Consider the following 12,137-nt stretch of genomic DNA (forward strand, 5'->3'; position numbering starts at 1 on the left):
AGCCATGGCTGCCATCCTTGAAACCACGAGTTCCGCTTTGCCGCTCAGCCCGGAACAGCGTGCCATCTGGGCCCAGCACGGAGAACAGGCCGCGACCGGCGCGCCCAAGCTCGTGCTGCTGGCCGATCTTGGCGGCGAGCTCGATGCGGCGCGCCTGCAGGCTGCGGTGCAGTCGGTGGTGCAGGCCCATGTGGCGCTGCGCTCGGCTGTGTTGCAGGTTCCCGGCTTCCGGGGCCTGCGGCAACAGGCACTCGATGCGGCGGTAATGCCGGGCCTGAAAAAAATCGACCTTCGCGGCAACGACGACAGTGCTGCCGCGCTGGCCGACTGGATCGCCGTGTGTACGGAAGAGCCGCTGGATGTCGCGAGCGGCGCGCTGCTGCGCATAGGGATCGCCCGGCTCGGAGAAACACGACACAAGCTCCTGCTGGTCGCCAGCGTGTTCGCCGCGGACAAGGGCAGCCTGCAGGGCTTGCTGGATCAGATTGCCACGGCCTACCTGACGGGGCAGGTCGTCGATGCGGACGAGGTCTTCCAGTACGCGCAGTTCGTCGAATGGCGCCAGGAGCTCGACAGCGACGACGAAGCGGCCGACGGGCGTGGCTACTGGCATGCCTACATCGACCGCGCCGACATGCTGCAGGCGCCGCGCCTGAACACCCGGGCGGACGGGGAGCGCGAAGGCACACCGACTCGCATCAGCCTCGCCCTTCCTCTTGACGCGGCGCTCGCCGCCCGCATGCAGGAAGTGGCCGGGCAGCTCGGGTGCGGCACCGACTTGCTGCTGCAGGCCGTTTGGTGGCTGCTCGTGGCCCGGCTGACGGGCCACCGGCCATTCGTAGCCGGCTGGCAGAACGATTGCCGGCGCAACTACGAAGTGATGCAGGCAGCGGTGGGCGTCTTCGAGAAGATCCTGCCCGTGGTCGTGGATGTCGCGCCTGAAGAGCGCTTATCCGACTGGATCGGGCGCCTGGGCAAAACAGTCGAGGCGCATACCGAGGCGCAGGAGTACTGGGCAATCGATGCGCCGCCGATCTCCGCGCACCTCGACGTGGGCTTCGGTTTCGACGAGGCGCCTGTGCGGTCGCACGGCGCCGTGTCATGGCGTGTGGACACCGCGCCCGGGCCGCAGCCTTGTTTTGAGCTGGCCCTGCAGGTCGGCCAGGCCGGGCAGGCGTTCACGCTGTCCGTGCATGCGGACGCATCGCGCTATTCACCGCAGGCCGTGGAGCGGTTGCTGTGGCAGTACGGCACGTTGCTCGAAGATGCCGTGGCGCAGCCTCGCGCGACGGTTGGCAGCCTCGCGCTGGTCGGTTCGCGCGAGCGCGAATTGCTGTTGCTCGCAGCCCGTGGCGAGGAGGCGGATTTCGGAATCCTCACGCTGGCCGAGCAGGTCGCCGGCTGGGCTCGGACGACGCCGGACGCGCCCGCGCTGGAGGCAGGCGATGTGCTTCTGAGCTACCGCGAATTCGATGCGCGAATCAACCGGATGGCGCACTGGCTGCAGGCCAAGGGCGCTACGGCCGGCGCGCTGGTGGCGCTCAACCTTCCGCGGTCGGCCGACTTGCTTGTGGCGATGCTTGCAAGTTGGCGCATCGGGGCGGGCTACCTGCCGCTGGACCCCGAATGGCCTGCCGCACGCCGCCAGGCCGTGCTGGAAGACGCCGTGCCGTCGCTCGTGCTCCATGCCACCGGGTCGGCTTCGCCCGGCGATGCACCGTGGCGTCAGGCATCGCTCGGTGACATGGACCTGGGCGGCTTTGCCGACAGCGCGCCGGCACACCAGCCTGCGATGCGTGACCTGGCCTATGTGCTCTACACCTCGGGTTCGACGGGAACGCCCAAGGGCGTGGTGATCGAGCAAGGGCAATTGCTCAACTACGTGGCGGCGGTGTCGTCGGCCATGGACCTGGGCCGCTGCCGTCGCTGGGCGCTCACCAGCTCGGTCGTCGCGGACCTGGGCAACACGGCGCTCTTCGGTGCGTTCCACAACGGCGCCTGCCTCGTCGTGGCGGGCCCCGGCGACGTGAAGGATGCGCGCGCTTTCGCGGGCTTCATGCGCGAACGCCGGATCGACGCGCTCAAGATGGTGCCCTCCCACCTGGAGGCCTTGCTCGAGGACGATGCACCGAAGCTGCCCGACACGCTGGTGCTGGGCGGCGAGGCCGCACCGCGCTCGCTCATCGAGCGCATCGCGCGGCTCGCACCGCAGACCGTGGTCTACAACCACTACGGCCCCACGGAAACGACGGTGGGTGTGATGGTGCATCGTGTGCTGGCAGAAGGCGCCTCGTCTTCGGTGTTGCCGCTGTCGCGCGTGCTGGCGAACAACCGCATCCATGTACTGGATGAGTCCCTGCGCGTGGTGCCGAGCGGTGCGCTGGGGGCGGTGTATGTCGGCGGTGCGCAGCTGTGCCGCGGCTATCTGAACCGGGAAGTGGAAGGCGCTTTCGTGGCCGATCCGTTCCAGCCGGGGCAAAAGCTCTACCGCACGGGCGACCTGGCTTGCGTGCTGCCCGAGGGCGGCATCCGCCTGGCAGGGCGGGCTGACGACCAGGTCAAGATCCGTGGCTTTCGTGTCGAGCCGGCCGAGGTGGAGGCGGTGTTGCTGTCGCAGCCCGGCGTACGGCAGGCCGTGGTGCTGGCGGTGCCGGCCGGCGGAGGCGACACCGAACTCCGGGCCTTCGTCGTGGCAGACGAGTTGCTCGCATCGGAGGCCGACTGTTCGGCGCTGACCGGGCGGCTGGGCACGCTGCTGCCTGCGCACATGGTGCCCGCACGCTGCACCTTCGTTGCGGAGTTCGTGCGGCTGCCGAACGGAAAAATCGATCGCCAGTCGTTGCTGTCCGCAGCAAAGGTCGATGACCGGAAGCCGGTGGCAACGGCCCCGCGCGACGCACTCGAATCGGTGCTGGCGCAGTGCATGGCCGGCCTCGTTCAGCGCGACATCATCGGCGTGGAAGACGACTTCTTCGAACTCGGCGGGCACTCGCTGCTCGTGATCAAGCTGGTGGCGCGCATCCGCAAGCTGCTGCGACTCGATATCGCGCCGGGGCTGGTGTTCGACCATCCCACCGTCGCCACGCTGGCGGCGGCGCTTCGCGCGCTGGAGGAGCAGGACGTCGAGCGAATGGAACTGCTGGCGCACACGCACGAGCAAGCTCGCCTCAAGGACTCAGGATCAGTTTGATATGCAGGATGGAACAGTGATGAACATCACCGATGCGGCGCAGCGGATTTCGGCAGCAGACGAGTGGGCGGAGGAAGACGACGAAATCCGCCGCCGTGTGTCGAACGGCGACGCGGTGCCGTTGTCCCATGCGCAGGAGCAGCTCTGGTTCCTGCAGCGCCTGGAGCCGGGGCTGACGGCCTACAACCTGCCGAGGATGCTCCGCCTGCAGGGCCCGTTGGATGCGGATGCGCTCGAGCGGGCGTTCCAGGCCGTGATCGATCGCCACGGCATCCTGCGCACCCGCTTCTTCGAGAAAGACGGCGTGCCCATGCAGCAGATGGTGCGGGACGTGACGTTCGTGCTGGAGCGGTTCGACCTGTCCCTGGAGTCCGGGGTCGTGCGGCAGGCGCGTGTCGATGCGCTGACGAGCGAGATGGCCCTGCACGTGTTCGACCTGGGCGCCGCGCCCGCGCTGGTGGCGAGGTTGATCCGGCTGTCGGACGAAGAGCATGTGCTGACGGTCTGCCTGCATCACATCGTGTCGGATGCCTGGTCCAACCCCATCCTTGCGGCAGACCTCGCTTCGGCCTACCGCATGGCATTGGCCGCGGGCGCGGCCGTGCGGCTGCCGGCCTTGCCGGTCCAGTACGCCGACTACGCACTGTGGCAGCGGGAACGCCTGCAGGGCGAGGCCCTGGCGACGCAGCTGAACTACTGGAACACCCATCTGGGTGCCGATGTGCCGCCGCTGGAACTGCCGCTGGACGGGGTTCGTTCCTCGCGGCAGACCTTCGACGGTGCCGTGCATCGCTTCGAGCTGGAGCCTGCACTGGCCGTGGCGTTGCAGAAGTTCTGCCGCACGGAAAAGTGCACGCCCTTCGTGGTCCTGCTCGCGACGTGGCAGATGCTGCTGGGCTGGTACAGCGGCCAGAACGACTTTGCCGTCGGCGTGGCCAATGCCGGTCGCCATCGCGACGAGGTACGCGATCTGGTGGGTTTTTTCATCACGACCCAGGTGTTCCGGGCGCGGCTCGAGCCGCGCGCCACGCTGCTCGAAATCTGCCGACGGGTGCGACGCGATTCGTTGTCCGCGCTGGAGCATGCGGACCTTCCCCTCAAGGCGCTGCTGGCCAGCCGCAACGTGAAGCGCGACGCGTCGCGCAATCCGTTGTTCCAGGTGATGTTCGGCGTGCAGATGGGCGACAGCGCTGCCGGCCTCGCGTTCGGCGACGCGCGCACGGAGGAGATCGGTGCCCGCAATGCGAGCGCGAAGTTCGACCTGTCACTGGATTTCTTCATCGAACCGACGCGGGCGCACGCCCAGATCGAATACAACACGGGCCTTTTCGGCGAGGCGACGGTGGCGCGACTGGCAGGCTGGTACGTGCGCCTGCTCGAGGCATTGACGGTCGATCCGGGGCAGGCCTTTTCGGGCGTCGATCTTTGCAGCGCGGCGGAGCGCGCGCAACTCGCGGCGTGGGGTGTGAACACGCAGCGCCATGAAAACGCGACACCGGTGCATCGGCTGATCGAAGGGCAAGCGCAACGAACCCCGGATGCGCCGGCCTTGAGCTTCGGCGAAGAGACGCTGAGCTACGCGCAGCTCAATGCGAGGGCGAACCGCCTCGCGCATCATCTGATTGGCCTTGGCGTAAGGCCAGAGGCGAAGGTGGGCATCGCGGTGGAGCGCTCCATCGAGATGGTGGTGGGGATCCTGGCGATCCTGAAGGCAGGCGGTGCGTACGTGCCGCTGGATCCGGACTACCCGGCGGACCGGCTGGCCTACATGGTGGCCGACAGCGGCATCGGGCTGGTGTTGACGCAGAGCCATCTCACCGTGCCGGGCACCGAGGCCGTGCAGGTGCTGTCGTTCGACATGCTGGACGTTCGCGCCGAATCCGAGACAAATCCGCAGATTGCGTTGAGCGGCGAGAACCTCGCCTACGTCATCTACACCTCCGGCTCCACCGGAAAGCCGAAGGGCGCCGCCAACCGTCATGGCGCCTTGTACAACCGCCTTGCCTGGATGCAGCAAGCCTATGCACTCGGTGCGGACGACACCGTGCTGCAGAAGACTCCCTTCAGCTTCGACGTGTCGGTGTGGGAGTTTCTCTGGCCCTTGATGTTCGGCGCTCGCCTGGCGGTTGCCCTTCCGGGCGACCACCGCGACCCGGCACGTTTGCGAACTTTGATCGGGCAGCACCGGGTCACGATCCTGCACTTCGTGCCCTCGATGCTGCAGGCCTTCCTGGCCCACGAGGGCATCGAGGCCTGCACCAGTCTGCGGCGCATCGTGTGCAGTGGCGAGGCCCTGTCGGCCGAAGCACAGAACGAAGTGTTCAGGCGGCTGCCGCAGGCAGTGCTCTGCAATCTCTATGGCCCGACCGAGGCCGCGATCGACGTGACGCACTGGACCTGCCGGGATGACGGGCGGAGCCAGGTGCCGATCGGACGCCCCATCAGCGACACCCAGGCGCGTGTGCTGGATGCGGAGCTCAACCAGGTAGCTGCAGGAGCGGCGGGAGAGTTGTACCTGGGCGGGGTCAACCTTGCACGCGGCTATCTCAACAGGGCGGGCCTTACCGCAGAGCGCTTTGTTGCGACGGAAGATGGCGCCCGGCTGTACCGCACGGGCGACCTCGTTCGCTGGAATGCGGAGGGCCAACTGGAGTACCTGGGCCGCATCGATCACCAGGTGAAGGTGCGGGGCTTCCGCATCGAGCTGGGCGAGATCGAGGCGCAACTCCTGGCGCAGCCCGAAGTGCGCGAAGCGGTGGTGGCGGCACGAGATGCCGCAAGCGGAGCCCGACTGGTGGGCTATGTCTCCGCCCACGCCGGGCAGGCCATCGAGACAGCCGTGTTGCGTGAACGTCTTGCCGCGGCGCTGCCGGACTACATGGTGCCGGCGGCGCTGGTGGTGCTGGATACATTGCCGCTGAACGCCAATGGCAAGGTCGATCGCAAGGCATTGCCGGCGCCGGAGTTCGGAGAGGCCCGGGCAGGCGAGGAGCCACAGGGGCTGGTGGAGGGCGCACTGGCAGCGATCTGGGGGCAGGTGCTGGGCGTGCCGCACGTGGGGCGCCACGACAACTTCTTCGAGCTCGGTGGTGATTCCCTTGTCGCGCTCAGGCTGCTGGCCAGGATCAACAAGTCGCGTGCGCTGGGCGTGAAGATCTCCCTGCAGGACCTGCTTCAGAAGCAGACGATCGCCAGGCTGGTTGCACAGCTGGATATCGGGGCGACTCCGCAGCCTGTCCAGTTGCTGAACGCGTATGCCGGGCCGGCAGAAGCGATGCCGCTCTTCTGCGTGCCGCCCGGGCTGCGCCATCCGGTCGACTATCGGCCGATGGCGCGCCACCTGGAAGACTCGCGTGCCGTCTACGGCCTGAGCTACACGGACGACATCACCGGGCTGGAGTCCATCGGGCAGATGGCCCGGTACTACGTCGATCTCATCCGCAAGACGCGGCCGCAAGGAGCCGTTGGCATCGTCGGCTGGTCACTGGGGGCGGTTGTTGCGGTACATGTCGCCAGCCTGCTGGAGCAGAAGGGCGTGGACGTCGCCTTCCTCGGCATGGTCGACAGTTTCCTGCTGGACGAGAGCTTCGATCCGGACGGCTGGTATCAGGACTTCCGCGATTTCGTTCTGGACACCGCGAACGGCAGCATGGGCCGCGAGGCCGTCGACGCGATGCTCGACAGGTTCGAACCGATCCGCTCAGGATCCGACGATGCCGTGCGCGACGCTGTCGAAGAAATCGTGGCCGCGGCCGGCATGAGCATGAAGACGGCCGACATCGTCCAGGGGATCGTCGCAACCAGGCGCATGAACGCGATCACGGAAAAGATCGCCGCGTTCCCGCGCCTGAACGTGGCGCCGCATTTCTGGTGGAAGAAGGGAAGAGCGGCTGCGGAAAAGGCCGCGCTCCTGTCGCAGTTCGACGGCGAAGCGCGTGCTTCAGTCGAAGTGGATGCCGACCATCAGGGCATCGTGCGCCACGCTGCGATGTTGAGTCATCTGCATGCGGCCATGTGCGATGCGCAGGACAGGGAGACAGCAGGCGCGCGCTGATGGATGGCCTCGCCCCCCGCATTCACGCGGGGGGCGAGGCTGATCGATCAGAACTTGTACCGGGCGGTCAGGGTCGCCGCGCGAAGGGTGCCCTGGTAGCACTCGCCGTGGTAGCAGATCGAGTTGTACTTCTTGTTCGCCAGGTTGGAGACGTTGAGCGCGAAGCGCCACGGGCCGGTTTCGTAGTGCACGGCCGCATCGACGAGCGTCACGCCGCGTTCGAACGTGGTGTTGTACTCGTCGTTCTGGCGTTTGCCGATGTAGCGCACGCCGCCGCCGAAGCCCAGGCCGTTGCCCAGGGTGTAGTCGAGCCACACCGAGGCGGACTGCTTGGGCACGAGCGGCGGGATCTTGCCGATTTCGTCCGGATCGGCGCTGGCGAGCACCTTCATGTCCAGCCAGGTGTAGGCAGCAGCGATGTTGAGGCCCGGTGCGAGCTCGCCCTTGGCCTCCAGCTCGATGCCGCGCGAGCGCTGCTTGCCGATCTGGCGCCCCTCGGAGGTTGCCGGGTCGTAGGTGACCACGTTGGTCTTGCGCAGGTCGAAGGCCGCGGCGGTGAACAGGGTGCGCGTGCCTTCGGGCTGGAACTTGACGCCGACCTCGACCTGCTTGCCGCGGCTGGGATCGAAGGGCTGGTTGTTCGCGTCGACGCCGCTGTTGGGCAGGAAGGACGTGGTGTAGCTCATGTAGGGCGCCCAGCCGTTGCCGAGCAGGTAGCTAAGGCCTGCCCGGCCGCTGAACGCACTGTCCGACTTCCGGGTGAAGGTCTCGCTCAGGTAGTTGCTGGTGCTCTGGCGTACCTGATCCTGGCGGCCGCCGACGGTGAAGACCCATTTGTCGCCGAACTTGATCTGGTCCTGGGCGTAGATGCCGATCTGGCGCGTCGACTGCGACAGGTCGGTCACCGGGATGGTGGGCGTTGCCACGGCCTGGCCGTAGACGGGTGCGAGCACGTCGAGGTCTGGTGCCGCGCCGCGGAAACGCCGCTGCTTGCCGTTCTGGTCGGTGTAGTCGAAACCGAGCAGCACCGTGTGCTGGACGGAGCCGTACTGCAGCTTGCCCTGCACGTTGGTGTCGAGCGTTGCCAGGTTCACGGGGTCGTTCCAGCTTCTGGCAACGCGGGAGAGCGTGCGCTGGTCATCGCCGAGCGAGCCGGCCCAGACTGCTCGCCTGTTCAAGTCGATCCTGCTGTAGCGGAAGTTCTGGCGGAGGGTCCAGGTGTCGTTCAGGGCCGTTTCGAAGCGGTAGCCGATGGCGGCCTGTTTCTGCTTGAGCTGGCCGAAGCTGTAGTCGCCCACCTTCACGGGGTAGAGAACGTAGTCCTGGGTGAGGTAGTACGGGTCTTCAGACGTGTTGTTCTTGAGGTACTCCGCAAAGACGGTCAACGAGGTCGTTGCATTGGGCTGCCAGCGCACGGAAGGCGCGATGTAGGTGCGCGTGTGGTTCAGCTTGTGACCGTCGGGGTATCTGTCCTGGTCGTTGCTGTCGAGGCCTACGCCAACCAGGCGATAGCTCAGGTCGGTGTTGTTGCCGATCTTGTCGCCGAGGTCGAACGCCAGTTGCTTGCGTTGGTAGCTGCCGTACTGGAGTTCGATTTCGCGGCTCTTCTCCCCGGTCGGCTCCTTGCTCACGCGGTTGACGATGCCGCCTGCGTCGCCCTGGCCGAACACCATCGACGACGGGCCGCGCAATACCTCCACGCGCTCCAGCCCATACGGTTCGCTCAGGTAGTAGGTGGGGCCGAACGCCGGCTGGGCGAGCCCGTCCCGATAGACGCCGTTGGCGGAAGTGCTGAAGCCCCGCAGCAGGATGTATTCCCAGCCACGGTTGTCGGGGCCGTACGTGTTCGTCGTGACGCCAGGCGTGTAGCGAATGGCCTCCATGACGTCCTGCGCGCCGCGCGCCTCCATTTCATTGCGGCCGATGATGGAGATCGACTGCGGCACTTCGAGCACCGGCGTGTCGGTCTTGGTGGCCGTGCTGCTGCGGCGGGCCACGTAGCCGGTGACCGGGCCGGTGGGCGATTCGTCGGCGTTGGCCACCACCTGCACCGCGGGCAGAGTGCCCTGGGAGCTGGCAAGGTCGGCGGTGCGGCGGATCGTGAAGCTGCCGTTGGCGGCGCGCGTCGCCTCGAGCGAGGTGCCGGCGAGCATCTGGCCCAGGGCCTGATCGACCGTGAGCTTGCCTTGCACGGCGCGCGAGTTCTTGCCCGCGACCACCTCGCCGGCAGCAAACACCTGCACGCTGGTCTGGCGCGAGAGCTCGTTGAGCGCTGCACCGAGTGCCTGCGACGGCACTTTCACGTCGAACACCTGCGCCACGGCCTGGCCGGAAGCCTGCGCTTGCGCTGAAGCCAGTGGGGCCCAGACGGTGAGAACGGAACCGAACGCCGCGGCAAGCGCGGCATTCAGCAGATGTTGACGAGGCAGGGGACGCATAAAAGAACAACTCCAGTTTTTTGAATTACGACGCATTCACATTCAGGTGCGGATGCCGGCCCAACTTCCGGTCTCTGGCGCATCTATGAGTAAGACGTTCGAACTCATCAAACAGAGACACTCTCCCTGCACAAATCTTTAGTACGCCGGGGTGCGGCGCCGGAATTTCAGTTCTGGACGGCCTCGGGTTCCGGCCGGAGATGCACTGCCGCGCCGGCCGGCGTGGCCAGCAGGGCGCTGCCGATTTCGCCGGTTCTGACCGAGGTGACGGACAGCAGGGTGTCGCTCAGGCCATGCGAATCCTCGCAGGCGCCTTGCAGGTAGATGGCCGGATGGAAGTCGGGCGTGGCCAGGACGCGGTAGTGCCGGTCGACCTCGTAGCTGCCGAGATAGCCCGCCAGCGGCGCGAGCAGAGCCTTGTGGTGCTCTCGCACATAGCCGGTGGCGAGCACCACGGCGTCGTAGCGCACGGTGTGCTCGCGCAGGGCGTTCTGGTCCCACAGCGCGAGGTGCACGCCCTGGTCGTCGGCCGTGACGTTGCGGATGTCGTGCCGGCGCAGGAAGCGCAGGCGGTTGCCGCCGGTCACCCGCTGTTGGTAGAAGGCCTTGTAGATCTGCTGGATCAGTTCCAGGTCGGCCACCGCATAGTTGGTGTGCCAGAACTCGTCGAGCAGCGCGGCGCGTTCCTCATCGGAGCGGCTGAAGGTGTAGTCGGTGAACTCGGCGTTGAAGATCTCGTTCACGAAGGGGCTGTCGTCGGCCGGGCGGATCGAGCGCGAGCGGGTGACGAGGTCGACCTGCGGCGCGCCGGGCCGGCCCTGCAGGTCCATGAAGATCTCGGCCGCGCTCTGCCCTGCGCCCACCACGGCGATGCGGCGGGCGTCCGGCAGCTGTGCGATGTCCTGCAGGTAGCTGCTCGAATGAAAGACGCGCGGGTCGTTCCGGAGTGCGCGAAAGCCGTCGGGGATGTTCGCCATGCCGCCGATGCTGACCACGAGGTTGCGCGTGAGCCGCTCGACCAGCTTGCCCGCATGGTTGCGCGAGCGCACGCGCAGCAGGGCCACCTCTCCGCCCTTTTCTTCGGGCAGCACCTCGAACACCTCTTCGCCGTAGGCGCAGGCGTCTTCGAACTGCTCGGCGGCCCACGAGAGGTAGTCGTTGAACTCGTGGCGGCTGGGGAAGAAGCTCTTCAGGTTGGCGAAGTCGGTCAACCGGCCTTTTTCGTGCAGGTAGTTGATGAAGGTGAAGCGGCTGGTCGGGTTGCGCAGCGTCGCCAGGTCCTTCAGGAAGGAGATCTGCATGTGCGCGTGGTCCAGCAGCATGTGCGGGTGCCAGGCGAAGCTCAGCTGCTTCTCGATGAACAGCGCATCGAGCGGGCGGCCGGCATGGCGCTTTTCGTCGAGGGCGATGGCCAGGGCGATGTTGGACGGGCCGAACCCGATCCCGACCAGATCATGGACGTGTGGCATTGAAATCAACTCCTGTGGTGGAGGGCGGCGCGCCGCATGCGGCAGCCCACCCTGGGCCGTGTGTAAGAAGACGCTCGGCGGCGCGGGATGTTCACGCTTCCACGGTCTCGGCCATCAGGGCCAGGCCCTGGTGGAGCGCCGGAAAGAGGCTGCGGTTGAAGTTGTTCCAGCGCAGCTCGAGGATGGTGTCGGCGGGGTCGATGTCGGTGCCCAGCACGTCGAAGATGACTTCGCCCGAATCGATGCCGGTGTCCACGTAGTGGAAGGAGGCGCCGGTCTTCAGCACCGGCTCGATCGCGACCGTCTCGCGCGTGCGCCAGTCGACCACCCGCTGGCCCTTGGCGCCGTACAGCGCGTCGAGCGTGGCCCAGGCGCCGCGGCGCTCGAACGGCGACTCCAGGCGCGTGATGCCCGGATGGATGTTCACGATCCGGCGGAAGAAGGGACTTTCGGGGCGCGCCAGCTGGTCGAGGATCACCAGCAGGCCGTCGAGCACGACAAGGTCAGCCTCCAGCGCGGTGAGCCGCTCGAGCAGGCGCTGCTCGAACTCCTTCTTTCCGGCTGCGCGCTCGGCGGCCGCGTCCAGCGGCAGCCGCCGGTAGGTCGACGGTACGTTGTGGAAGATGTCGTTGGCCCGGCGGCCCTGCACCTGCAGGTCGCCCGGGTAGATCCATTGGCGGGCCGGATCGAAGCCGAAGCCGTAGTCCTGCAGCGCCTGGCGGTCGCGCGGCGAGCCTTCGTCGTCGTCGAAGAGCACGGCCTCCAGCGAGTAGGCATCGCCCAGCGGCGTGCGCTCGAGTGCCTCGGCCAGGTACTCCAGCGGGGACTTCATGTAGCGCTGCCCGCCCTTGTAGTCGATGTACTGGCCGGCCTTGTCGGCCGCCGCATTCCTCAGGGACATGATGTAGACGAGTTTTGCCTTGGACATGGATATGCGCTCGATGGGTGGGTGGATGGAAGAAGTGATGACGTGATGACGTGATGAC

5 protein-coding genes are annotated in these 12,137 nt (G+C 66.8%); 2 read left to right on the forward strand and 3 right to left on the reverse strand.

Annotated features, from left to right (window positions below; genetic code table 11):
- Positions 1 to 4 precede the first annotated feature (4 nt).
- Both BLW48_RS18955 and BLW48_RS18960 read left to right on the forward strand, forming a co-directional pair.
- On the forward strand, positions 5 to 3,190 hold the full coding sequence (locus BLW48_RS18955) for a non-ribosomal peptide synthetase (RefSeq protein WP_093176911.1): 3,186 nt from the start codon (positions 5 to 7) through the stop codon (positions 3,188 to 3,190).
- Between the two features lie 19 nt (positions 3,191 to 3,209).
- Positions 3,210 to 7,244 carry a non-ribosomal peptide synthetase gene (locus BLW48_RS18960; RefSeq protein ID WP_177142359.1) on the forward strand — a complete coding sequence of 1,345 codons (4,035 nt, stop codon included), beginning with the start codon at positions 3,210 to 3,212 and terminating at the stop codon, positions 7,242 to 7,244.
- A 47-nt stretch (positions 7,245 to 7,291) separates the two neighbouring features.
- On the opposite strand, the gene BLW48_RS18965 is transcribed toward BLW48_RS18960, so the two are convergent.
- From BLW48_RS18965 to BLW48_RS18975, 3 genes are all read right to left on the reverse strand, one after another.
- The gene (locus BLW48_RS18965; RefSeq protein ID WP_093176914.1) at positions 7,292 to 9,682 is read right to left on the reverse strand and encodes a TonB-dependent siderophore receptor; all 2,391 of its coding nucleotides are present in this window, start codon (positions 9,680 to 9,682) and stop codon (positions 7,292 to 7,294) included.
- Positions 9,683 to 9,849: 167 nt separating this feature from the next.
- The gene (locus tag BLW48_RS18970) at positions 9,850 to 11,151 is read right to left on the reverse strand and encodes a lysine N(6)-hydroxylase/L-ornithine N(5)-oxygenase family protein (protein ID WP_093176916.1); all 1,302 of its coding nucleotides are present in this window, start codon (positions 11,149 to 11,151) and stop codon (positions 9,850 to 9,852) included.
- 91 nt (positions 11,152 to 11,242) lie between these two features.
- Positions 11,243 to 12,079 carry a formyl transferase gene (locus BLW48_RS18975; RefSeq protein ID WP_093077844.1) on the reverse strand — a complete coding sequence of 279 codons (837 nt, stop codon included), beginning with the start codon at positions 12,077 to 12,079 and terminating at the stop codon, positions 11,243 to 11,245.
- Between the last annotated feature and the right edge of the window lie 58 nt (positions 12,080 to 12,137).

The sequence above is a fragment of the Variovorax sp. YR266 genome (assembly GCF_900107295.1).
In the GTDB taxonomy this organism is placed as follows: Bacteria; Pseudomonadota; Gammaproteobacteria; order Burkholderiales; family Burkholderiaceae_C; genus Variovorax.